The 23,735-nt window shown below is 65.2% G+C and carries 22 protein-coding genes; 9 read left to right on the forward strand and 13 right to left on the reverse strand.

All coding sequences use genetic code 11. From position 1 onward, the window contains the following. Nucleotides 1-55 precede the first annotated feature (55 nt). Together BKX93_RS06260 and BKX93_RS06265 are read left to right on the forward strand one after the other, a co-directional pair. Nucleotides 56-1,969 carry a thiamine pyrophosphate-binding protein gene (locus BKX93_RS06260; RefSeq protein ID WP_070979196.1) on the forward strand — a complete coding sequence of 638 codons (1,914 nt, stop codon included), beginning with the start codon at nucleotides 56-58 and terminating at the stop codon, nucleotides 1,967-1,969. A 31-nt stretch (nucleotides 1,970-2,000) separates the two neighbouring features. After that, nucleotides 2,001-3,620, forward strand: a complete 1,620-nt coding sequence (locus BKX93_RS06265; protein ID WP_070979198.1) for a flavin monoamine oxidase family protein — start codon at nucleotides 2,001-2,003, stop codon at nucleotides 3,618-3,620. 47 nt (nucleotides 3,621-3,667) lie between these two features. Here the strand turns inward: BKX93_RS06265 and BKX93_RS06270 are convergent, their stop codons facing one another. The 6 genes from BKX93_RS06270 to htpX form a co-directional block, all read right to left on the reverse strand. Beyond that, nucleotides 3,668-4,282 (reverse strand): LbetaH domain-containing protein, encoded by a 615-nt coding sequence (locus tag BKX93_RS06270; protein ID WP_070979200.1) that lies wholly within the window; start codon nucleotides 4,280-4,282, stop codon nucleotides 3,668-3,670. Nucleotides 4,283-4,437: 155 nt separating this feature from the next. Continuing rightward, on the reverse strand, nucleotides 4,438-5,514 hold the full coding sequence (locus BKX93_RS06275) for a porin (RefSeq protein WP_021477514.1): 1,077 nt from the start codon (nucleotides 5,512-5,514) through the stop codon (nucleotides 4,438-4,440). 450 nt (nucleotides 5,515-5,964) lie between these two features. Further along, the gene (locus BKX93_RS06280; RefSeq protein WP_070979202.1) at nucleotides 5,965-7,419 is read right to left on the reverse strand and encodes an ATP-binding protein; all 1,455 of its coding nucleotides are present in this window, start codon (nucleotides 7,417-7,419) and stop codon (nucleotides 5,965-5,967) included. Further along, complete coding sequence (locus tag BKX93_RS06285) at nucleotides 7,416-8,129, reverse strand: response regulator (RefSeq protein WP_021477512.1); 714 nt, start codon at nucleotides 8,127-8,129, stop codon at nucleotides 7,416-7,418. The genes BKX93_RS06280 and BKX93_RS06285 overlap by 4 nt, the downstream gene beginning before the upstream one ends. Nucleotides 8,130-8,243: 114 nt before the next feature. After that, the gene (locus BKX93_RS06290) at nucleotides 8,244-9,242 is read right to left on the reverse strand and encodes a TerC family protein (RefSeq protein WP_235429311.1); all 999 of its coding nucleotides are present in this window, start codon (nucleotides 9,240-9,242) and stop codon (nucleotides 8,244-8,246) included. A 54-nt stretch (nucleotides 9,243-9,296) separates the two neighbouring features. Beyond that, a complete protein-coding gene (htpX, locus tag BKX93_RS06295; RefSeq protein ID WP_046157809.1) occupies nucleotides 9,297-10,178 on the reverse strand; it encodes a protease HtpX in 882 nt (293 codons plus the stop codon). Between the two features lie 132 nt (nucleotides 10,179-10,310). Here htpX and nhaR point away from each other — a divergent pair, with 132 nt between their 5' ends. The 7 genes from nhaR to BKX93_RS06330 all read left to right on the forward strand — a co-directional run bounded on the left by nhaR (nucleotide 10,311) and on the right by BKX93_RS06330 (nucleotide 17,389). Then, complete coding sequence (gene nhaR / locus BKX93_RS06300; RefSeq protein ID WP_046157810.1) at nucleotides 10,311-11,192, forward strand: transcriptional activator NhaR; 882 nt, start codon at nucleotides 10,311-10,313, stop codon at nucleotides 11,190-11,192. A gap of 137 nt (nucleotides 11,193-11,329) precedes the next feature. Further along, nucleotides 11,330-11,887 (forward strand): GspH/FimT family pseudopilin, encoded by a 558-nt coding sequence (locus BKX93_RS06305; protein ID WP_070979204.1) that lies wholly within the window; start codon nucleotides 11,330-11,332, stop codon nucleotides 11,885-11,887. After that, a complete protein-coding gene (pilV, locus tag BKX93_RS06310) occupies nucleotides 11,878-12,414 on the forward strand; it encodes a type IV pilus modification protein PilV (protein WP_186009501.1) in 537 nt (178 codons plus the stop codon). The genes BKX93_RS06305 and pilV overlap by 10 nt, the downstream gene beginning before the upstream one ends. Beyond that, the gene (locus BKX93_RS06315) at nucleotides 12,411-13,100 is read left to right on the forward strand and encodes a PilW family protein (RefSeq protein WP_070979206.1); all 690 of its coding nucleotides are present in this window, start codon (nucleotides 12,411-12,413) and stop codon (nucleotides 13,098-13,100) included. The genes pilV and BKX93_RS06315 overlap by 4 nt, the downstream gene beginning before the upstream one ends. Then, nucleotides 13,097-13,648: a pilus assembly PilX family protein gene (locus tag BKX93_RS06320; RefSeq protein ID WP_070979208.1), complete on the forward strand. Its 552-nt coding sequence runs from the start codon at nucleotides 13,097-13,099 to the stop codon at nucleotides 13,646-13,648. Before BKX93_RS06315 ends, BKX93_RS06320 begins: the two co-directional genes overlap by 4 nt. 2 nt (nucleotides 13,649-13,650) lie before the next feature. After that, entirely contained in the window at nucleotides 13,651-16,935 is a 3,285-nt protein-coding gene (locus BKX93_RS06325) for a pilus assembly protein (protein ID WP_070979210.1), read from the forward strand. 19 nt (nucleotides 16,936-16,954) lie between these two features. Continuing rightward, complete coding sequence (locus BKX93_RS06330; RefSeq protein WP_070979212.1) at nucleotides 16,955-17,389, forward strand: type IV pilin protein; 435 nt, start codon at nucleotides 16,955-16,957, stop codon at nucleotides 17,387-17,389. Between the two features lie 61 nt (nucleotides 17,390-17,450). On the opposite strand, the gene BKX93_RS06335 is transcribed toward BKX93_RS06330, so the two are convergent. The 7 genes from BKX93_RS06335 to BKX93_RS06365 all read right to left on the reverse strand — a co-directional run bounded on the left by BKX93_RS06335 (nucleotide 17,451) and on the right by BKX93_RS06365 (nucleotide 23,682). Next, on the reverse strand, nucleotides 17,451-17,711 hold the full coding sequence (locus BKX93_RS06335; protein ID WP_021477502.1) for an acyl-CoA-binding protein: 261 nt from the start codon (nucleotides 17,709-17,711) through the stop codon (nucleotides 17,451-17,453). A gap of 101 nt (nucleotides 17,712-17,812) precedes the next feature. Further along, nucleotides 17,813-18,388, reverse strand: a complete 576-nt coding sequence (locus BKX93_RS06340; protein ID WP_046157814.1) for a hypothetical protein — start codon at nucleotides 18,386-18,388, stop codon at nucleotides 17,813-17,815. A gap of 56 nt (nucleotides 18,389-18,444) precedes the next feature. Next, nucleotides 18,445-19,164, reverse strand: a complete 720-nt coding sequence (locus BKX93_RS06345; protein ID WP_231151699.1) for a DsbC family protein — start codon at nucleotides 19,162-19,164, stop codon at nucleotides 18,445-18,447. Between the two features lie 32 nt (nucleotides 19,165-19,196). Further along, nucleotides 19,197-20,348, reverse strand: coding sequence for a UbiH/UbiF family hydroxylase (locus BKX93_RS06350; RefSeq protein ID WP_070979214.1), 1,152 nt, complete (start codon nucleotides 20,346-20,348; stop codon nucleotides 19,197-19,199). 4 nt (nucleotides 20,349-20,352) lie between these two features. Next, nucleotides 20,353-21,510: an FAD-dependent oxidoreductase gene (locus BKX93_RS06355; protein WP_070979215.1), complete on the reverse strand. Its 1,158-nt coding sequence runs from the start codon at nucleotides 21,508-21,510 to the stop codon at nucleotides 20,353-20,355. 17 nt (nucleotides 21,511-21,527) lie between these two features. After that, the gene (locus BKX93_RS06360; RefSeq protein ID WP_070979217.1) at nucleotides 21,528-22,823 is read right to left on the reverse strand and encodes an aminopeptidase P N-terminal domain-containing protein; all 1,296 of its coding nucleotides are present in this window, start codon (nucleotides 22,821-22,823) and stop codon (nucleotides 21,528-21,530) included. 133 nt (nucleotides 22,824-22,956) lie between these two features. Further along, nucleotides 22,957-23,682, reverse strand: coding sequence for a YebC/PmpR family DNA-binding transcriptional regulator (locus tag BKX93_RS06365; protein WP_021477496.1), 726 nt, complete (start codon nucleotides 23,680-23,682; stop codon nucleotides 22,957-22,959). Between the last annotated feature and the right edge of the window lie 53 nt (nucleotides 23,683-23,735).

A 23,735-nucleotide genomic window follows, 5' to 3' on the forward strand; every position in this document is an offset into this window, starting at 1 on the left:
TCCGGGCTGAATTACCACAAACAGTATCCATTCCAATAACCAGATGGAGAAAACCATGAGCATGGACGATGCAGGCGGCCAGAAGCGCTGGGCGCGCGATTACGTGTTCGACATCCTGAGCCAGCTGGGCATACACCGCATTTTCGGCGTGCCCGGCACCAACGAGATTCCCATCATCGACGGCACCTCCTATCCGGAAAACGAGGTGGAATACATCGAATGCCTGCACGAAAACATCGCCATCGGCGCGGCGATGGGCTCGGCGCGGATGACCGGCAAGCCCGGGGTGCTGGTGGTCCACGTGACGCCCGGCATCGCCCACGCCATCGGCAACCTGTTCAACGCCTGGCGCTCCCAGGCGCCGCTGGTGATCCTGTGTTGCCAACAGCAGAACGAGCTGGTCACCCAGGAACCTCTGCTGGCTTCAAACCTGGTGGACCTGGCCCGCCAATACACCAAGTGGGCGCATGAGGTCCGCACCGAGCAGGAATTCCCAATGGTGCTGCAACGCGCGTTCAAGGAAGCGATGGCGCCGCCCAACGGCCCGGTCTTCGTCGCCATTCCCTGGGAATTCACCATGCGCCGCATCGGCGACGACGATCGCATCAAGGGCGTGACGAAGATCTCGCCGCACTTCACCGCCGATCGCCAGGCGATAGCGCAGGCGGCGCAACTGCTGCGCGAGGCCAAGAATCCCATCATCGTCACCGGAGACGCCGCCGGCTACGCCGAAGCCTGGCCGGAGCTGCAGCGAATGGCGGAGCTGCTGGGCGCGCCGGTGCTGCAGCAAACCTTCAGCAGCCTGGCCAATTTCCCCAACAACGATTACCACTGGCAGGGCGAGCTGCCCGGCAGCCAGTCCGGCGTGCAGCAGGTATTCGCCGGCCATGACGTCGCCTTTCTGTGCGGCTTCAGCAACCAGGCGCAGATCACGGTCTACAAGTACAGCGACGGCCCGCTGATCCCGCCAAATGTCACGCAGGTATACCTCAGCAACCACACCTGGGACATCGGCAAGAACTACTACGGCGAGGCCGCGCTGTTCGGCGACCTGAAAGCCACGCTGCCGCTGATCAACCAGTTGATCGGCGACCAGCCTTCCCCGGCGGCCATCGCGCGCAACACCAAGCTGAAAGAGCTGGCCGCCCAGCGCAAGGTCGCCTGGGACGCCTATCTGCGCGAAGCGATGCACCAGAACGAGATCTGGGCGGTAGTGATCGCCGACGCGCTGCGCAAGGAAATCGGCGAGCGCCAGCTGGAAAAGCAGTTCGTCTACGTGCACGAGGCGGTATCCGATCCGGCGCCATTCCAATACCTGCTGCCGTTCACCGACCAAGCGGCGGCGCCGATCAGCTACTACTGCGTCGGCGGCGGCTCGCTGGGCTGGTCGATGCCGGCCACGCTGGGCATCAAGCTGGAACCGGACGGCTGCCAGGGCATAGACACCCGCTTCGTCGTCGCCGCCACCGGCGACGGCTCCTCGCTGTTCTACCCGCAAACCTGGTGGACCGCGCAACACCGTCAGTTGGGCGTGCTGTACATCATCACCAACAACCACGAGTACCACACGTTGCAGATGGGCCTTCAGCAGGTGGAAGCGATATACGGCGACGCGCCCGGCTACGAATGGACCGCCAAGACGCAAGATCCGGAATACCTGCGCATCCATCGTCCCAAGCCGGATTTCGTCACCCTGGCCAAGGCCTTCGGCGGCATGGAGGGCGAGATCGTCCGCCATCCGGAAGACGTGCGCGCGGCGGTCAGGCGCGGCATTGGCCACGCGCTGGGCGGCCACGCCTACGTGCTGGACATGCATACCGTCGGCCTGGAGCAAACACCGCCTACGCCGGAAGAAGCCAATGCCCGCTACGAAAAGCAGCCCCGCCTGGACTGCTTCCACTTCGGTGCGGACGCGCTGCGGCGCAACGACGATGCCGGCCTGCCGGGCAATGTGCCGGTGATCTTCTGAACGCAATCCACCCAGAGAAGGAAACAGCACCATGGCTGAAGAAAATTTCGACATCGCCATCGTCGGCGGCGGCGTATCCGGCGTCTATTGCGCCTGGCGGCTGAAACAAACCAACCCCGGGCAGAAGATCGCCGTATTCGAAGCCAGCGACCACATCGGCGGGCGGTTGCTGTCGGTGCGCCCGCCCGACATTCCCGACATGGTGGCGGAACTGGGCGGCATGCGCATCCTGCCCGCGGTGCAGCCGCTGGTGACGAAATTGATCACCGAATTGAATCAGGAGCTGCCGGCCGACAAACAGATCACGCTCTACAAGTTTCCGGTGGACGAGCCCCAGAACATCGCCTTCCTGCGCGGCGTCTACCTGCGTCTGGCCGACTTCACCAATGATCCGGACATCGTTCCCTACCAGCTGAATTTCATCGACCACGGCCAAAGCGCCGGCGAGGTGATCGTCAACGCGATCGAACAGATCGTGCCCGGCATCACCAACCCGAACCTGAACGAGGAACAGCGCCGCGAAATGGCGCAAAGCGCCGAATTCGGCGGCGTGCCGCTGTACAAGCAAGGCTTCTGGAACGTGCTGCTGCGGGTCATCACCGGCGAGGCCTACCACTACGCCGAAGATGTCGGCGGCTACGACTCAACGCTGTGCAACTGGAACGCGGCGGACGCGATTCCATGGTATCTGTCCGACTTCGGGGTCAGCCCGGAATACATGGGCTTCAGCAACGGCTTCCAACAGGTGCCGCTGTCGCTGGCCCAGCTGTTTGAAAAATCCGGCGGCGACCTCAGGCTGGCATCCCACATCTCCCATATCACGCTGCAGGGTGACGGCTTCGCCTTCCAGGTCAACGGCAGCGCGGCGACGGCCAAGAAGCTGATCCTGGCGATGCCGCGCCGCTCGCTGGAACTGCTGACCGCCACCAGCCCGGCGCTGCAGGACGCCAAGACCCAGGCGCTGATCTCCACCGTCACGCCGCGGCCGCTGTTCAAGCTGTTCACCACCTATGACAGCCCCTGGTGGCGCAACACCGGCTACTCCTCCACCGACGCCAAGGGCGAACCGATCTACGTCGCGGTGCAGGCCGGCCGCTCGGTCACCGACCTGCCGGTGCGGCAAACCTACTATTGGCCGAAAAGCGATGGCACCGCCGCCACCGAAGGCCACGCGATGTTGCTGGCCAGCTACGACGACGGCGACAACACCGGCTTCTGGGACGGGCTGCGCGCCAAGCGCCGCCAGCCCAGAGCGCTCGGCAGGGATGTGGCGCCGCTGGCCGATCCCTTCATCGGCGTGGACGACAATGTGCAGCGCGACGAGCTGGAGTGGCACCAGTACAAGGCGCCGCGGATGATGACCGAGGAAGTGACCCGCCAGCTGACCGTGATGCACAGCCTGAACTACACGCCCAAGGTGCGCAACGCCGCCTACCGCGACTGGGGCGACGATCCGTTCGGCGGCGGCTGGAACAGCTGGAACATCGGCGTGAAGAGCTGGGAAGTGAAACATGCCGTGGTGCAGCCGACCGACCTGCCGCTATACATCTGCGGCGAAGCCTACTCCGACGCGCAGGGCTGGGTGGAAGGCGCGCTGCAGACCGCCGGCTACCTGCTGGGTAAGCTCGGCGTCGCGCCCTTCCCGCAGTGATCGACGCGTAGACAACGGACCGTCCGGCCAAGCCGGCGGTCCGTTTTTCAAATCTGGTCCTGATCCACCAATCCCAGGCGCGGCACCACGGCGCCCTCTCCCAGCACCGTCCCCGGCGACAATACCGCGTTGGCCCCCACCCGCACGCCATCGCCCAGCAAGGCGCCCAGCTTTTCCAGCCCCGGCAGCAGCACCTTGCCAGCCACATGCAGGCGTATGGTTTTGTCGTCGCGCTCGTTCCAGTGATTGGCCAGGATGCTTCCGGCCTCCAGATTGACATCGGCGCCCAGCACCGAATCGCCGACGAAATTAAAGTGCGCCAGCCGGCTGCCCGGCCCGACGATGGAAGTCTTGATCTCGCAGCCCGGCCCGACCGTCGCGCCAGGACACAAAACTACACCGCCGCGCAAATAGGCGTGGGCAGCCACCCGGCAACCGGGGCCTATCCAGACCGGCCCCTTCAGGATCGCCCCCGCTTCCAGCGTCGCGCCGCGATGGATCATCGCCTCGCCATTCAACACCCATTCATCGGGATTGGCGGCGGCGCGCAGCGCCGCCAACTCATCGGGCAAGCCTTCCAGCCATCGCCAGGGCTCATCGGCGGCATTGAGCCAAGGCAAGGCCTGGGCCACGGAATGCAACAAGCGGTGAAATTCCGGCATCGGAGCTCCTCAGGGCAAAGAAGCTATTTGACACGCGCAAGCGCAGGCCGGCAAGCATCCAAAACAAAACTGCCGTCCCCTTGCGGGAACGGCAGTCTGTATCGGCGCTCCGATGTCAGCCCATCGGAGCGTCCTGTTCCAATACGTTGCCGGTATTAGAAGGAGTGAACCATGTTCAGACCCACGCCGCGCAGCTTGCTGCCGGTGCTGGAAGCGTCGCTGCCATTGTTGAAGATGGCTTGATCAGCCTTCACTTCGCCGTATTGCAGGCCAACGGTGGTGCGCTTGGACATTTGATAGTCTACGCCGACCAGGAATTGCTTGTAGCCGGTGTTGTCCACACGCACGCCGTCCTTGTCGTAGTCCTTGGCCTGAGCGTAGGTGACCTTCGGAGTGAAGGCGCCCAGGGTGTAGGCCGCGGTCAGCGCGTATTCCTGCGACTTGTACTTGCTGCCGTCACCAGCCGGAACCGTGTTGTTCTGCAGGAAGCTCAGCGGAGTGATGGAGCTGTCGCCACGATCGTTGCGGTAGCCGAAGGCAAGCAGCAGGTTGTTGGCATTGTAGCCAGCTTCCAGGCGGTGGCTGTCATTCGCTTGGGTGCGCACGCCAGCGGCAACCACCGGGGTCTGGTGGATGTACTGGTATTTGCCGAAGAAGCCGCTGTTCTCGTACGACAGGCCCAGGTTGTAGGTTTCACGCTGGGTGGTCTGCGCATCCTTATTGAACGCGTTGCTCTTGTCTTCCTTGGTGCCGTACAGGAAAGCGCCCTGGAAGCCATTGTAATTGGCGGTGTCGAAGCGGATGGCGTTCTTCACGCGCTCGTCGTCGCGGGTGAAGGCGTTCAGTTGCAGCGCGTTGCTGGAACTTTCCCACGGATTCACGACGCTCATGTTGGAGTCGCTGAAGGTGGAGATGTTGCCCAGGCGAACCTTGCCGTAGCCGGTATCCAGGCCAACGAAGGATTCGCGGCTGGCGAACGTGCCATAACCCTGACGGTTGGTGCCGTCAATGTCGAAACCGCTCTCAACCTGCCAGATGGCCTTCAGGCCATTGCCCAGATCTTCGCCGCCTTTGAAGCCGATACGGGAGCCCATATCGTCGACATTGGTTTGATTCACGCCACCAGCGTGAACATTTTCCACGCCAGCCTTCAGTTGGCCGTAGATGGTGACATCAGCGAATGCGGCAGCCGGCAGAGTGGCAACCGCCAGGGCGATCAGAGTTTTTTTCATGGTGAACAATCCTTGTGGCTTGTCTTAGAAAGCGATTGAATACTAATTCCACGGATGGATATATGCAAGTGAACACTTCGGTACTATGTTGTAAAAACACATCACAGGAGGCAAAAATACAACACTAGTCATGAGACCAGAAATCTTGTCCAAACTTAACAATTTTATGTTTTTTTATTGCTTAATGAACATTAACAAAGCCATTAACACCGAAACAATGTTCAGTAGCGAAAAAAAAAGGCCCACATCTGTGGGCCTTACATAAGGATAGACTTGACCTGAGTCTGTTCGAACCTAAAGAATTCAGACATCAACCAGACTCAATTTAGAGTGTACTCGCTTTCGTTTTTGCAATCAATTTGTTTGCCAGCGCACTTTGTCAAACATTGTTAAGCCCTTCCGCGCGCTCTGCGAGCGCGGCCATGCCGCGATGGCCAGCAGACCCTAGGCTCAGCTATCCGCGACAGCCTCGCGCTGGGCGGGGAAATACAGCTCGGCGCACAAGCCGCCCAGCGGGTGATTGAACAGAAGAATGTCGCCATGGTGTTCGCGCGCGATGGCTCGGGCGATCGCCAGCCCCAGCCCGCTGCCGCCGGTATGCTTGGCTCGGGAGTGCTCCAGCCTCACATAGGGCTCGAATACCCGCTCGAGATCATCCTCGGCGATGCCTGGGCCATGATCGCGCACCATGATCTCCACCCTGCCGGCATGCTCGCGCAGCGATACTTCCACGACGCCGCCGCCATAACGGCGGGCATTCTCCAGCAGGTTGGCGATGCAGCGGCGCAAGGCCTGCGGCCGGGCGTACAGCGGCTTCACCACCTCAGTCCTGCACGCCACTTCGGCGCCCAACGCCTCCACGTCCTCGACCACGCCCTCCAGCAAGGCGCCGACATTGAGCAGCACCGTGCTTTCATTGCCCTGCCCCATCCGCAGATAGGCCAGCGTGTCGCCTATCAGCTGATCCATCTCGACCAGGTCGCGCTCTATCGCCTGGCGCGCGCTTCCCTCCTCCAGCTGCTCCAGCCTCAGCCGGACGCGGGTGATGGGCAGGCGAAGATCGTGCGACACGCCTGCCAGCATCTGGCTGCGCGTCTGCAGATAACGCTGCAGCTCCTGTTGCATCCGGTTGAAAGCCCGGGAAGCGTTGACCACTTCCTGGGTGCCGGTTTCAGGCAAGGGCGGCTGGTTGAGGTTGGCCGCCAGCCCGGTCGCGGCCTGGGAAAACAGCGCCAGCGGCCGCGTCAGGCGGCGCACCGCCCAGGCTGAAGCCATGGCCACCACCAGCGCCACCAGCAGCAGCCAGGCGGTCACCCGCCACGGCGTTTCCGCCGCGCTGGATATCTGGCCGATGCGGAAGGTCACCACGGTGCCGTCCTTAAGCTGCGCCTGCACCGTAGCCATCTGGATCTTGAACTCCGGTCCGCCCTCGCCCAGCTTGTTGGGAAAAGCCTGCACCCAGAACTGCTTGCCCGGCGTGAACACGTGCCGGCCCGGCTCGACGAAGGGACGCAGCAAATCTTCCGCGGCATCGGGAGAGTCGTCGCGGAAGGACAGCACCTGCAGACGGAACGGAGAGCCAAGATCGTCCTGGATCAGTTCGCGCAGCTTGCCGGCTTCCGGCAGGCTGGTCTTGCCCCCGACCCGCCAGGGCTGGTCGAGCAGCACCTGGGCATTGGGAGAAGTCAGCGCGCCGGCCAGCTTGGGCCGGCTGGCGGCGGCGGTTTCGTCCAGCAGATTGATCATGTCCGCCAGGTGCTGCGCCACGTACTCGGCGCGCAGGGTGCGACTGAGCCGCTCGCGGTCGGTCAGCACCAGCGCGATGCCGATCACGTTGGCCAACAGCACGCTGGTCAGCAGCGTCAGCAGCAGTTGGCCATACAGGGTGCGAGGCAAGCGCCTCATCTCACCGGCACCACCTCGCAAGCCAGCATGTAGCCGCCGCTGCGTATGGTCTTGATCAGCAGCGGTTCGCGGGCGTCGTCGCCCAGGCGGCGGCGCAAGCGGCCTATCATCACGTCGACGGTGCGGTCGAAGGGACCGGCTTCCTTGCCGTTCATCGCCTCCATCAGCTGGTCGCGCGACATCACGCGCTGCGAATTCTCGGCCAAGGCCTGCATCAGCTTGAACTCGCCGCCGGACAGCGGCGTCACCACGCCGCCGCCGTCGACCAGATGCTGGGCGCCCAGCTCCAGCCGCCAGTCGCCGAACTGCAGCGCGCGCAGCGCGCTGTTGTTGCGGCGCTCTTCCACCCGGCGCAGGATGCTGCGCACGCGGGCAAGCAATTCGCGCGGGTTGAACGGTTTGGGCAGGTAATCGTCGGCGCCCATTTCCAGGCCGATGATGCGGTCCAGTTCGTCGCCGCGCGCCGTCAGCATCAGGATCGGCATATTGGAGCGGGAGCGCAGGTCGCGGCACAGTTTCAGGCCGTCCTCGCCCGGCAACATCAGATCCAGAATCAGGATGTCGAACGACTGCTCGGCCAAGGCGCGGTTCATCGCCTCGCCATCGCCCACCGCCGAGACAACCATGTCCTGGCGGCTCAGGTAATCGCTAAGCAGATCGCGCAGATCCGGATCGTCATCGACAATAAGCACGCGGGAAGCTTGAGACATCGGCAGTTCCTAAGGTATCGGGAGTTAATCACGAAGGTGTCGCCTGCAAGCGCGACAACAGCGCGGGCGCCGTGTTTGGGCGCCCGCGCTCTCAGGGTTGGAGTGACGAAGGTTTCAATTGGTTCCGCTGTGCGGTTCCTGCCGGGTTCGATGCCAGGAATAGCCGATGCCGCCTGCCAGCAGGGACACCGTCGCCAGCAGCGACCAGGCGGTGGGCAGCTTGAAGGCCACCAGGCCCGCGTCGTGCAGGTAGACCAACCCCACTTTGACGCCGATCAGCACCAGCACCAGCGCCAGCGCGTACTTCAGATAATGGAAACGGTGCACCATGGCCGCCAGCGCGAAATACAGCGCGCGCAGGCCCAGAATCGCGAAGATGTTGGAGGTGTAGACCAGGAACGGATCCTGGGTCACCGCGAAGATGGCCGGGATGCTATCCACCGCGAACACCAGGTCGGCCGACTCCACCAGAATCAGCGTCAGCAGCAGCGGCGTCGCCCACCATCCCTTGCCCAGGCCGTGGCGCTCGCCGCGCACCAGGAAGGCGTTGCCGTGCAGTTCCGGCGTCAGCCGCATCCGGCGGCGCAGCCACTGATAGAACTTCTGCTCGGTGAGCGGCGTGGCTTCCTCGTCGCCGGAGAACAGCATTTTCAGGCCGGCCCACAGCAAGAAGATGCCGAACAGCAGCAGCACCCACTGGAACTCGGCCACCAGCGCGGCGCCGGCGCCTATCATCAGCGCCCGCATCAGGATGGCGCCCAGAATGCCCCAGAACAGCACCCGGTGCTGAAGCGCTCGCGGCACCGCCATGCTGCCGAAGATCAGCGAGATCACGAACACATTGTCCAGCGACAGCGACTTCTCTAGCAGATAGCCGGTGAAGTACTGCACGCCGGCGTCGGCGCCGCGATACCACCACACCCAGCCGCCGAAGGCCAGGCCTATGCCTATATAAAACGCCGACAGCTTCAGGCTGTCGCGCACGCCGATCTCGCGGCCATCCTTCTGCAGGATGCCAAGATCGAACGCCAGCAACGCCAGCACTCCGGCCAGGAAAGCCAGCCAGGTCCACAGCGGATAACCCAGCGCGGGGGCGGTCAGAAAATCGATCACTGCAACACTCCATTCAATCCGTCAATGCGGGCGGACAGACGCCGCCCGCGAGGGTCAACCGCGGCCTTCCAGCGCGGCGATGCGTTCTTCCATGCTCGGATGGGTGGCGAGCAGGCCCAGCAGGCCGCGGCCGCCGGCGATGCCGGAGGCGGCCATGCTCTTGGGCAGGCCATCGGCCTCGATGCCGCCCAGGCGGCGCAGCGCGTTGGCCATCGGCCGCGGCGAACCCAGCAGCTCGGCGGCGCCGGCATCGGCGCGGAACTCGCGCTGGCGCGAGAAGTACATCACCACCACGGAAGCCAGGATGCCGAACACGATCTCGCACACGATCACCGTGACGAAGTAGCCGATGCCGGTGCCGGCGGAGCTGTTTTCCTCATCGCGTTTCAGCCAGCTGTCCACCAGATAGCCGACCACCCGCGCCAGGAAAAACACGAAGGTGTTGACCACGCCCTGGATCAGCGTCAGCGTCACCATGTCGCCGTTGCGGATGTGGGCGATCTCGTGCGCCAGCACCGCTTCCACTTCTTCCTCGTTCATATTGGCCAGCAGGCCGGTGGACACCGCCACCAGCGAGTTGGAGCGGCTGGGACCAGTGGCGAAAGCGTTGGGCTCGCCCTCGTACACCGCCACCTCGGGCATCGGCAGGCCGGCGCGGTCGGCCAGCTTGCGCACGGTGTTCAGCAGCCAGGCCTCGGTCTGGCCGGACGGCTGCGTGATCACCCGCGCGCCGGTGCTCCACTTGGCCATGGTCTTGGACAAGGCCAGCGAAATGAAGGCGCCGCCGAAACCCAGCACCGCCGAGAACATCAGCAGCATGCCCAGATTCAGCCCGCCGGAAGTGACGAAGCGGTCCAGCCCCAAAAGACGGACGCTCACGCTCAGCACCAGCATCACGGCGATGTTGGTCACAATCAGCAAAATCACCCGTTTCATTGTTTAGTCTCCCGAAATCCATTCAATCATCGGCCAGGACGAAGCGCTGGCCACACTGCAGTGTATGCGACAAAATGAATCGAAAAAATAAAGTAAAATCTGAACATGTATACGGTTTTTTCGAATTGAAAAATGGACAAGCTCAATTACAAGCATCTACACTATTTCTGGGCCGTCGCCCGCACCGGCAGCGTCACCCGCGCCGCCGAACAGCTGGGCATCAGCATGCAGACCGTCAGCGGCCAGATTTCCCGGCTGGAGCAGCAGCTGGGACGGTCCTTGCTCCGCCAGCAAGGGCGCGGGCTGGAACTGACCGAAGCCGGGCGCGTGGCCCAAGGCTACGCCGACCGCATCTTTCTGCTGGGCGAGGAAATGGAAGAGGCGCTGGCCGATCCCTTGCTCGACCAGACGCTGCGGCTGGCGGCCGGCATTTCCGACGTCGTCCCCAAAGGCATCGCTAGCCGCCTGTTGCGGCCGGCGCTGCAAACCGGCAACCGCCTCCGCCTCAGTTGCGGCGAGGGGGACTTCGACGAGCTGATTGGCGAATTGGGCCGGCACCGGCTGGATCTGGTGCTGGCGGACCGGCCGGTGGCCAGCAGCGAGCAGCAACAATTCCAGTCCTGGCCGCTGCTGAGCTGCCCGGTGCAGCTGCTGGCCGCGCCGGCGCTGCACGCCAGCCGTCTGGCAGGCTTCCCAGCCAGCCTGGAGCAAGCGCCGCTATTGCTGCCCAGCCGCGACAACGTGCTGCGCAGGCAACTGGAGCATTGGTTCGAGGCAAACGGTTTGCGGCCCGACGTTGTCGGCGAATTCGACGACCATGCGTTAATGGAGACATTCGCCCGCCAGGGAATGGGACTGCTGCCCGCCCCCGTCTCGCCCGACGGGGAGGCCGACCATCCCGGCCTGCTGTCCTTGGGCGCGCTGGACGGCGTATCGGAGCACTACTACGTCACCGCCAGCCGGCGCAAATTGCAGCACCCCGCCCTGCAAGCCATTCTGCAGGCCTGGAGCTGAGCTTGTGCCATGCAGGCGACAGGCGGCCTCGAGAGACGGACCGGCGGCGCCGGCGATGATTCCACCCAAGATAGTCTTGGCCGATAATGGTTCGAAGCACTTCGCCGGCGCGGCCGCCGGGCAACAGATCGAGCATCATGGACAAGCAACAAGCTTTCACCCTGCCTGAGTTGTTGATCGTCATGGCCTTGCTGGCCATCGTCCTCGCATTCGCCGTGCCGGCCTACCAAAGCGCCGTGTCGGCCAACGCGGTGATGTCCGAGAGCAATAATCTGTACGGCGACATCCTGGCCGCCCGCAACGAGGCGCTCAAGCGCGGCCAGACCGTGCTGGTCTGCCCTTCCGCCGACGGCGCCAACTGCAACGCCAGCGCGCCCGGCAACACCAGCTGGGCCGGCGGCTGGATCGTGCTGCAGGCGGCCGGGGGAAACTGCACCGACACCAGCGGCACCGTGCTGCGCAGGCAGCAGGCCTTCGCCAGCGGCGACAGCGCCAGTTCCAACAATAGCGCCAATCCCTATCTATGCTTCAATCGCATGGGTTACGCGCCATCCAGCAACGACGGCATGGTCACGTTCAATACCTCCGGCAACCAGGCCAGCAGCCGGCGCTGCGTGGCGCTGGCCGCGGTGGGCCACCCCCAGGTGCTGACCAGCGGCCAGACCGACAGCACGGGACAATACACATGTCCATGAAAACACCCGGCCAGGACGGTTTCAGCATGCTGGAAGTGCTGGTGGCGCTGATCGTGATCTCGCTCGGCTTGCTCGGCATCGCCGGCATGCAGGCCGCCGCGATCAACAGCACCAGCATCGCCCGCAGCCGCAGCCTGGGCGCCATCGCCGCCGAAAGCATGGCCGCCGCGATGCATGCCAATACCGCGTACTGGGGCGTGTTGAACGCCAGCGGCAGCTGGAGCGTCAGCGCCTCCGGCGCCATCAGCGGCACGCCAGCCCTGAGCCAAGCCGTCAACTGTTCCGCCTCGGGCACCACCTGCACCGCCACCAACGTGGCCGGCTATGACGCCGCCCAATGGGGAAGCAGCACGATCAGCGCCCTGCCGGGCGGCAGCGGCCAGATCGCCTGCAACCCGGCCACCAGCGCCACACCGGTCGCCTGCACCATCACCGTTTACTGGCTGGAAAAAAATCGCGCGGTCAACGCCGTGTCCATGGCCGCCGGCACCGCCAGCCAGAGCTACCAGATGGTGGTGGTGCCATGAGCGCGCGCCGGCAACGCGGCAGCGGACTGATCGAGGTGATGGTGGCCATCGCCATCGGCCTGTTCCTGCTCAGCGTGCTGACGCTGATCTTCACCTCCGCCCGGCTGACCAAGACCAGCCAGTCCGGCCTGGCCCAGCTGCAAGACAATCAGCGCACGGCGATGACCCTGATCAGCAGCATCGCGCAGTCCGCCGGCTACTATCCCAACCCGCAGCTCCAGACCGCGGCGCAAGCGCTGCCGGCCGCAAGCGGCTTCGCCGCCGGACAGTCGATCACCGGCACGTCGGGGACGTCAGGCGCGTCGGACACGCTGAGCATGCGCTTCGCCACCCTGTCCGGCGACACCGTGCTCAACTGCAACGGCTCCAGCAACACCAGCGGAAGCGGCCAGATCTACATCAACCAGTTTTCCGTCAACGGCTCAAACCAGCTCGCCTGCGCCGTCAACGGCGGAACCGCCCAGGTGCTGGTGGACGGCGTCAGCAAAATGACTGTGCTATACGGCGTTGACTCCGCCAACAGCGGCTCCACCACTCATTATTATCCGGCTTCCGGCATTCCTTCCGGCGCCACCGTGCGCTCGGTCTGGGTGACGCTGACCATGGTCAATCCCCTGGCCAATCAGCCTGGACAGCCGGCCACGGTGAAGATGTCCTGGCTCACCGGCCTGATGAACCAGCTATGACGCGCCCATCCCCTCTCTCCCGCGCTTCCCGTCCACGCGGCTTCACGATGGTGGCGGCGCTGATGATGCTGATCGTGATCACCATCATCGGCATCGCGCTGATGCGCAGCAGCGGCCTCTTGGGCAAATTGGCCGGCAACACGCGCGAAAAGGGCCGGGCCTTCGAAGCGGCCGAAGCGACGCTGCAATACGCGGAATGGTGGCTGAACCAGGGCGGCAACGCCGGCGCCGCCGTCAACTGCAGCAGCACCCAGACGCTGAGCGCGCTGCAGATATGCAGCAACGCGATCGCCAACCCAACTACCAACGTACCGTGGACCACGGGCTACACCTACACTCCGCCCTTCATGACCGCCTCGACCAATGGCGGCGGCCAAACCTATTACCAGGCTCCTCAGCTCTACATCCAGTTCCTGGGGCTGAACGCCGCCGGCACCGGCGCCATCTACCAGCTCACAGCGATAGGCTATGGCGGCAACGCCGCGTCGGTGGCCGTGCTGCAAAGCACCTACACGCTGTACTCCGGCACCACCAATCTGGGGAAATGACCATGCGACCCGATGCCCCGCATCTTGCTCTCAGCCTGGCCGCCCTGCTGGCCTCAAGCCTGTGGCCGCAAACCGCCGGCGCGGTCACCGTCAGCGACAACTTCACCGGCGGAGGCGCCCAGCTCAACTGGCTGGTGTTCGGCGGCGCCTGCATGACCGCCGGCACCGGCTCCGGCACCATCCCGGCCTGCGGCAGCAAGGACCCCAGCGGCAACACCCAGATCGGCGGCTACGCCGGCACGCTGCCGGACACCAGCGGCAACGGCGCGCTGCGGCTGACCAACAGCTCCGGCAGCCAGTCGGGCGCCATCGTCTACAACAGCCTGTTTCCGTCCGGCAGCGGCCTGCAGGCTACCTTTACCAGCTACACCTACGATGGCGACTCCGGCGGCAGCGCGCGCGACGGCGCCGACGGCATGAGCTTCTTCCTGCTCACCGGCATTCCGAGCGCCGTAGGCTCCTTCGGCGGCAGCCTGGGCTACAGCTGCTCCAACGTGAACTCCCCTTACAACGGCATCATCGGCGGCTACCTGGGCCTGGGCATGGACGAGTACGGCAACTTCCCCAACGGCGGCTCCAGCAACGACAACACCTCCAGCGGACCGGGCGCCAAACCGCAAAACATCTCGCTGCGCGGCGCGGGGTCGGTGGCGGCCAGCGCGCTGGCCAGCCAGTTCGGCGGCAGCTTCAGCGCCTCCATGGTGCAAAGCATCTGCAAGACCGGCAAATACGGCACCCAGAGCGTGCTGAACTATCCGTTCATCAGCATTCCCGGCACCAGCGGCGGCGTCTACCAGCTGCCGTCCAGCCAGCCGATGGCCAATGAATCCGCCACCAAGCGCGGCCAAGCGGTGCCGATCAGCTACAAGCTGAAGATCACGCCGGCCAACCTTCTCAGCCTCTGGTACAGCTACAACAACGGCGCCTACGTGCCGGTGATCACCAACTACGACATCAACAACACCTCGGTCAGCGGCCCGCTGCCCAGCCAGATCACCTTCGGCTTCGCCGCGTCCACCGGCGCCAGCCGCAACGTGCACGAAATCAGCTGCTTCCAGGCCCAGCCCTTCACCCAATCCGCCAGCTCCAGCGGCCTGAACAGCCAGCAGACCACGCTGATCCGCACCGGCACCCAGCAATACGTGGCCAGCTACCACGCGGACAACTGGTGGGGATCGCTGGCCTCCTACGCGCTGCAGGGCAATACCAGCACCGGCCAGGTCAGCGTGGCCAGCACCGCCACCTGGGACGGCTCCTGCGTGCTGACCGGCGGCAGCTGCGCCACCACCGGCGCCAGCAATATGAGCGCGCAAACCAGCCGCGCCATTCTCAGTTGGAACGGCAGCCAGGGCATCCCCTTCCAGTGGGCGAGCCTGACATCCGCGCAGCAAACCACGCTGAGCCCGGACGGCAACGGTTCGGCCCGAGTCTCCTACCTGCGCGGCGCGCGCGGCAACGAAGTCACCACGCTGGGCAGCGGCCTGTTCCGCGACCGCGACAGCGTGCTGGGCGATCTGATCAACAGCAGCCCGATCTGGGTAGGCTCGCCGCAGAACAGTTATGCGAACGTCTGGAGCGACAAGCTCTACCCATCCGCCTCGCCCGCGGAAAACGCGACCGGCGCGCAAAGCTACCCCAGCTACAAATCCGCCAACCTCACCCGGACCAACATCGTCTACAACGGAGGCAACGACGGCATGCTGCACGGCTTCCGCAGCGGCGCCAACGACAGCAGCGGCAATTACGTGGCCACCAACAACGATGGCCAGGAGGTGTTGGCTTACGTGCCGGCCGCGGCCCAGGCCAACACTGTCCAGTACAGCAATCCCACCTACGCCCACCAGTACTTCGTCGACGCCACCCCGGCTGCCGACGACCTGTTCTACGGCAGCGGCTGGCACACCTGGCTGGTAGGCGGCCTGGGAGCCGGCGGCCAGGCGATGTACATGCTGGACATCAGCTATCCGGCCAATTTCTCCGAAAGCAACGCCTCCAGCCTGGTGGTGTCGGAGATCAACAGCGGCACGCTCAGCTGCGTCAACAAATCCACCTGCGGCAACGACCTGGGCTACACCTTCGGCACGCCGGTGATCACCCGCTTCCACAATGGCCAATGGGGCGCGGTGTTCGGCAATGGCTACAACAGCGCCAACGGCCACGCCGTCATCTTCATCATGCTGGTAGGCAGCAACGGCGCGCCCAGCTTCTACGAGTTGGACACCGGCAGCGGCAGCGCCAACGACCCCTCGGGCGCCGGCGGCAAGAACGGCATCTACTACACCACGGTCGCCGACCTGGATGGAGACAACATCGCCGACTACATCTACGCCGGCGACCTGTTCGGCAACGTATGGCGTTTCGACGTCACCGGCAGCACGCCGTCCAGCTGGGCGGTCTCGCAATTCGGCAAAGTCGCCGCCTCGCCGCTGTTCACCGCCCAGTACACTTACTGCACCAACGCGCAGATCAGCGCCGGCAGCTGCACGCCCAGCCTGCAGCCGATCACCAGCAAGCTGCTGGTGACATCCATTCCCACCGGCGGCGCCAATCCGCGGGTGCTGGTGTCGTTCGGCACCGGCCAGAAAATCCCGTTCACCACCAGTTCCGCCGACATCTACGCCGGCGGCACCCAGAGCCTGTACGGCGTCTGGGACTGGGACATGTCGGGATGGAATACGCTGGTAGGCCAGTCCGCCTACTACAGCCAGGCCGCGCCCACCGGCGGCCTGACCGTGCGCCCGAGCAACCTCACCGCCCAGACCGTCGCCGCATCCTACAGCTCGACGCTGGGCTCGGTGCAAGGCTACCGCGCGCTGTCCAACAACACCGTCTGCTGGCAAGGCGGCGGCGCCTGCAGTCCAAGCACCAGCAACACCAGCTACGGCTGGCTGCTCAACCTGCCCGGCAGCGGCGAGCAGGTGATCTACAACCCGGTCAGCCAGCTGGGCACCTTCACCGTCAATACCACCATCCCGCCCAACAACAACGCGTCGTCGTGCACGGTATCGTCCGCCACCGGCTTCACCATGTCGCTGAACCCGAAAACCGGCGGCGCCACCGCGCGCTCCTATTACGCCAACGATTCCGGCAATTTCAACGGCATCAGCGGCAGCGTGATAGACGGCATCGCGGTCAATATGGCCGGTTCGCCCAGCGTGGTCAGCTTCCAGAGCAACTATTTCGCTATCGGCAGCAGCATCAGCGGCGGCCCGGTCGCCACTCCGCCGCAACTCAATCCGGCCGCCTTCGACCTGCACGCCAGGCTGAACTGGATAGAACTGCGCTGAGCCTCCAAGAGACGGAACCATGGAAAAAAAACCTGAAGGATTTTCCCTGCTGGAACTGGTGATCACGTTGGCGGTGCTGGCCCTGCTGGTTTCCATCGCCCTGCCCTCGTACCGCAACTTCATGATGCAATCCAACCGCACCGCGGCCAAAACCGCGCTGCAAGACCTGGCCAGCCGCCAGGAAAGCTATTTTTCCACCAACAACAACTACGCCAGCCAACTGGCCACCCTGGGCTACGCCAGCGGCACGGTCTATGTGCCCGGCAACGGCAACAATCTGTATGCGCTCTCCATCGCAAACACAACGGCCAGCACCTTCGCACTGAACGCCGCGCCCCAAGGCAGCCAGGCCCAGGACAGTTGCCAGACCTACCAGCTGGACAATCTGGGCAACCAGAGCAATATCGTCAACGGCTCCAACGGAACCACGCTGAGCGTCAGCGGCTGCTGGTGACCGGCAAAACAAAACGGCGCCCGATGGGCGCCGTTCGGCTTGATGAAGGACAGGCTCCGGCTCAGTCGGCCAGCAGCTTGTTCACCACATCTACGTATTCCTGCATGGCCGCGGCGCCATCCTTGCCCTTCAGCTTTTCCCAGGCGTCGAACTTGGCGCGGTTGATGAAGTCCATCATGCCCGGACGCTCGCCGGCGGCGTCGCCTTCGGTCGCCTGCTTGAACAGCGCGTACAGTTGCAGCAGGGTCTGGTTGTCCGGACGCTCGGACAAGGTCTTGACGTCGGCCTGGGCCTGAGTGAAGAGAGTCTGCAGATCAGACATGGCGTTTCCTTTGTCGATTGCCGGGACGGTTGGCTCCGTCCCTGGCGGTGTTAGCCCTCCGGCATGCGCCGGAACGGGGGACAATGTAGCATGAAGCGGACTCAATGCGACAGTGGCGGCGGCGCATCCGCCTGCGGCTCTATCCGTATCCGCTTGTAGCTTTTCACCGCCCGCCCGTCCTTGCGCGCGGGTTGGTAATCCGCGCCGCGGAAAACCGGGGCGATGGCATCGGCCAGCTTGGCGTCCACCTCGCCCTCGAAGCGCACCGCGTCCACCCTGCCTCCGGCGCCGATGAACACCAGCACCTCGATCGGCTGCGATGGGCCGTTCAAGGCCACGTCCGGCAGCGCGATGCGGCCGCGCTCCTGCGCCAGCTGGTCCAGCTCCCGCGCCGGATAATAGATGTCGGCGCCCAGACGCAGCCTGTCATCGCCGATGTCCTCCGGCGCCATGTCGTCAGCATCCGGCTTGGGCGCTTCGGCCACCGGCGGCGCGATCGGCGGCGGCTCGGCGGCCGCCGGAGCGGGCTCTCCCCGCAGCCTCACCCGCATCGCCTCGTGCCAGGAAGCCCATTGCCCGGGCCTCAGCGGCAGCCACAGCACGGCCGCGTGGACAAGCAGCGACAGCCACAGCGCCAGCAGCAGCCGTTCCGTCGTGTTCCAACGCCGCATCTTCATGCCCGTTTCGCGCCGTTCGCCATCAAAAACGGGACCACCGGCCCCGTCTTGTTGGCTTACTTGGCGTTCAGCAGCTGCTCGATGTCGTCGCCGCCGATGGCGCCCGGCACCATGCGGCCATTGGCGAACACCAGCGCCGGCGTGCCGGTGATGCCCATCTTCTCGCCCAGCGCCTGGATCTTCTCCAGCGGCGTGTCGCAGTTGTCCGGACCAGTCAGCGGCTTGCCGTCGCGCATGAAGGCGGTCCAGGCGGCGGCCTTGTCGGCCGAGCACCAGATCTGCTTGGACTTGCGCATCGCGTCTGGGTGCAACTGGGTCAGCGGGTACAGGAAGGTGTAGATGGTGACGTTGTCGATGTCCTTCAGGCTCTCGCGCTCCAGCTTCTTGCAGAACGGGCAGTCAGGATCGGTGAACACCGCCATCTTGCGCTCGCCCTTGCCGCGCACATCCTTGAACGCGTACTGGAACGGCAGCGCGTTGAAGTCCACCTTGGACAGCTCGGCCATCTTCTTCTCGGTCAGGCTTTCCTTGCTCTTGGTGTCGATCAGGTCGCCGACGAACAGATAGCTGGCGTCGCTGTTGACGTACACCACCTGGCGGCCGTCCACCACCAGCTCATAGATGCCCTTGACCGGGGTGGCGCTGACGCTCTTCACCTGCTTGCCGGGGAAATGGCCGAGGAAGGCCTTCTTCACGTCTTCGACATTGCCGCCGGCGGCCTGGGAGCATGCGGCCAGCGACATCAGCATCGCGCTGGACAGGGCCAGCGTTTTCATTCTCTTGTTCATCGATCAGGGGTCCTTTGGGATCAGTATCCAATCGCCTGTCTGGCGAACTGCCGTTTCAGCGGAGTCATGCAGTTGGTCAAAGACAGGCCGGTATTGCGCAGCCATGGCAGACCAGGCAGTTTCGCATGGAATAGCCGGTACAAGCCATCGCAGCCGAGTTGCATGGCGGCCACCGCCTCGCGGCGCTGGCGCTGGTAGCGGCGCAGCAGCATCCAGTCGCCGCAATCGGGCGCGGCGTCCAGCAGGCCAGCCAGTTGCGCGGCGTCCTGGAAGCCCAGGTTGACGCCCTGCCCGGCCAGCGGATGGACGGTGTGGGCGGCGTCGCCGATCAGCGCCACCCGCTCGGCCGCCACCGCCTCCGGCTGGATCAGCCGCAAGGGAAAGGCCGCGGCGTCGGTCAGGGTGGCAAACGCGCCCAGTTGCCGTCCGCCGGCCTCGGCCACCCGCGCGGCCAAGTCCTCCGGCGACAGTTGCAGCAGCGACTGCGGATCAGGAGTGGACCAGACCATCGATATTCGGTTCCCGGCCATCGGCAGCCAGGCGAGAATGCTGTCGCCGAAGAACCATTGCCGCGCGATGCCCTGATGCGGCAGCTCGCAGGCGAAATTGGCGACCACGCCGCTCTGGCCATAGGGTTTGACGCTGGCCTTCAAGCCCAGCTGCTCCCTCACCCAGGAGTTGGCCCCGTCGGCCCCCACCAGCAGCTCGGCCGCCAGTTCTCGGCCATCCTCCAGTGTCAGCCGGGCTTCGCCCGGCGTCGTGGCCAGCGCCTTGGCGCGCGCGCCGGTGATCAGCTCCGCGCCGCTGTCGCGCAGCTGGGCCCACAGCGAGGCCAGCAGCCAGCGGTTCTCCACGATCCAGGCCAGCGCGTCGGCATCTGCGTCGCGGGCAGAGAACGAAATCCGCCCGCCGGCGTCGCCGCGCACGTCCATCAAGGCGATGGTGCCGATCCGCGCCATGTCCGGCCAAGCGCCCATGCCCTCCAGGAAACGACGGTTGGCCGGGCTGACCGCGTAAATGCGCGCGTCCCAGCCTTGCTCCAGTCCATCGGCAGCCGGCTCGCCGGCCTCCAGCAACGCCACCCGTTTGCCGGCGCGCGCCAGCGCAAGCGCCAAGCTGGCGCCGACCAGGCCGCCGCCGACGATGACCGCTCGATATTTATCGTAACGCATCCGTTTATCCCCGCACGCCGAATACAAGATGGCCGGCGAATTTGCGCCGCAAGGCCGGCAGCGCGTCCAGCGCCGTCATGCCGACGCCGCGCAGGCGGTTCAACAGCGGATGGTGGCCGTCGAACAGCTTGATCAAGCCATGGGTGAAACCGACCACCGCGCGGTGGTCCAGCTTACGCGAAGCGGCATAGCGCTTCAACGCGCGCGCGTCGCCGGCATCGGCCGCGCCCTCCAGCGCCTCGGCCAGGCCGACCGCGTCGCGCAGGCCCAGATTCAGGCCCTGCGCCGCCACCGGGTGCATGGTCTGGGCGGCGTTGCCGATCAGCGCCACCCGGCCGCTCGCCACCTGGCTGGCCTGGCGCAGCGCCAGCGGGAAGGTGGCGCGCGGGCCGACCGACAGTATCCGGCCCTGGCGCTCGCCGAAGGCCTGCTGCAGCTCGCCGCGCAGCACCGCTTCGTCGGCGGCGGCCAGCCGCTCGGCGTCGGCCTGGCTGCGGGTCCACACCAGCATGTAGCGCTCGCCGTGCGGCAGCAGCGCGAACGGGCCGTCGTGGGCGAAACGCTCGTAGGCCACACCCTGCGGCGGCAGCTCGGTCTCCACCTCGGCCAGCACCGCGCACTGATGGTAATCATGGCTCAGCCGGCGGATGCCCGGCAGCGTTTCCGCCAGCGCGCCGCCCTCAGCCAGCACCAGCAGGCTGCCGGTCAGCAGCAAACGACCGTCCGGCGTGTCGACCTCGGCGCACGCGTACTGGCTCAGGCTCTTCACCGCCTTCACCCGGCATTCCCATCTCACCTGCACGCCGGCCTGCTCCAGCGCGCCGCCAAGCCCGGCGACCAGCGCCGGATAGTCGACCACCGCGCCCAGATGCGGCAGATCCAGATCTTCCCGATCCAGACGGGTGCGGCCGCAACTGCCCTGCTGCGACACGTGGACGGTGTCTATCGCCGTCGCCGGCAGATCGGCCGGCCAGGCGCCGGCGTCTTCCAGCAGGCGGCGGCTGTGCCAGGACAGCGCCAGCGCGCGGGCGTCGCGCACCTCGGCGTCTTTCGCCCTCGCCTCCAGCAGCATCACGCTGCGCCCCTGCCGCGCCAGCCTCAAGGCGGCCAGCGCGCCCACCGGGCCGCCGCCGACGATCAGGACGTCGGCGTGTTCGCTCATTCGTTCATCCATCGATCTCACTCCCCGCGCATCAGCGCCTCGATCTCCGCCACCGTCTTGGGCGCCGCCGCGGTGTATACCTCGTTGCCGTCCGCCGTCACCAGCACATTGTCCTCGATGCGCACGCCTACGCCATGGAACGCCTCCGGCACGCCAGGCGCCGGCCGGATGTACAGGCCCGGCTCTATCGTCGTGCACATGCCCGGCTGATAGCCGCGCCATTGCCCGTCCTGCTTGCGCTGGCCGACGTCGTGCACGTCCAGGCCGATCAGGTGGCCGATGCCGTGCATGTAGAACTGGCGGTAGGCGCCGGACTCGATCACGCTGTCCGCGGTGCCGGCCAGCAAGCCCAGATCCACCATCCCCTGCGCCAGGACCGCCAGCGCGGCGTCCGACGGCGCGTGCCACACCGCGCCCGGCTTCACCGCGGCGATGCCGGCCAGCTGCGCCGCCAGCACGATCTCGTAGACGTCGCGCTGCGGGCCGCTGAAGCGGCCGTTGGCCGGAAAGGTGCGGGTGATGTCGCCGGCGTAGCCGCGGTATTCGCAGCCGGCGTCGATCAGCAGCAGCTCGCCGTCGCTTATCCGCGCATTGTTGGCCACGTAGTGCAGCGTGCAGGCGTTGACGCCGGCGGCGACGATGCTTTCGTACGCCGTCTGACGGGCGCCGTGGCCGACGAAAACGTGCAGCAGCTCCGCCTCCAGCTGGTATTCATGCATGCCGGGACGCGCGGCGCGCATCGCCCGCACGTGGCCGGCGGCGGAAATTTCGCCGGCGCGGCGCAACAGCGCGATCTCCGCCTCGTCCTTGACCATGCGCATCTCGTCCAGCAGCGCGCGCAGGTCTCCGTAATGCGCGGGCGGACGGGCGCCGGCGCGCGCGCGGCCGCGCACCGCGTCCAGCCATAGGTTGACCCGGCGGTCGAAAGCCTCGTCGTGGCCCAGCGGCCACCACAGCTGGCCGCAGTCCGCCAGCAGATCGGGAATCCGCTCGGCCATTTCGGCCAGCGGATAGGCTTCGTCGAAGCCGAAGACTTCCCTCGCGCCGTCGGGGCCATGGCGGAAGCCGTCCCAGATTTCCATTTCCGGATTGCGGTCGCGACAGAACAGCACCGACTTGCCGCTGCGGCCATCCAGCAGCAACACGGCTTCCGGCTCTTCGAAACCGGTCAGGTGCAGAAAATAGCTGTCGGCGCGGTAGGGATAGTGGTTGTCGGCATTGCGCACCGCTATCGTCGCGGTGGGCAACAAGGCGACGCCGTCGCCTATCTGGGCCAACAAGCGCTTGCGGCGCTCGGCGTGCGGCTGGTGCATGGGCAATGAAATCCTTGCGGAAACGGGACCTGCGGAACAAGCCGCCAGTTTACACCGCCCGCGCCCGCGGCCCAAGCCGCGCGGACATGAAAAAACCCGGCCGGGCCGGGTTTTCGCTGCGGACGGGAACGGCTTATTCGCCGATCACCACCGAGGTATAGACATCTTGCACGTCGTCCAGATCTTCCAGCGCGTCCAGCAGCTTCTGCATGCGGGCGGCTTCGTCGCCGGTCAGCTCGGTTTCGTTCTCGGCGCGCATGGTCACTTCGCCCATCTCGGACTTGAAGCCCTTGGCTTCCAGCGCGTCCTTGACGTCGGAGAATTCGTACGGGCCGGTGATGACTTCGATCGAGCCATCGTCATTGCTGACCACATCCTCGGCGCCGGCTTCCAGCGCCGCCTCCATCAAGGCGTCCTCATCCACGCCCGGCGCGAACACCAGGTAGCCGCAATGCTTGAACTGGAAGGACACGCAGCCGTCGGTGCCCATATTGCCGCCGTACTTGGAGAAGGCGTGGCGCACATCGGCCACGGTGCGGGTCTTGTTGTCGGTCAGGCAGTCCACCATCACCGCCGCGCCGCCGATGCCGTAGCCTTCGTAGCGGCACTCGACGTAATCGACGCCGTCCAGCTGGCCGGTGCCGCGCTTGATCGCGTTCTCGATATTGTCCTTGGGCATGGACTCGGCCTTGGCCTTGTCCACCGCCAGGCGCAGGCGCGGGTTCATGTTGACGTCGCCTCCGCCCATCTTGGCCGCGACGGTGATTTCCTTGATCAGGCGGGTGAAGATCTTGCCACGTTTGGCATCCTGGCGACCCTTGCGGTGCTGGATGTTAGCCCATTTGCTGTGACCTGCCATATTTGCCTCTGTGCGTTGTCTGGCCCCGGCGGCGCGCCGGAGCGTCAATCAAA

It is taken from the genome of Chromobacterium vaccinii, assembly GCF_001855275.1.
Taxonomy (GTDB): Bacteria; Pseudomonadota; Gammaproteobacteria; order Burkholderiales; family Chromobacteriaceae; genus Chromobacterium; species Chromobacterium vaccinii.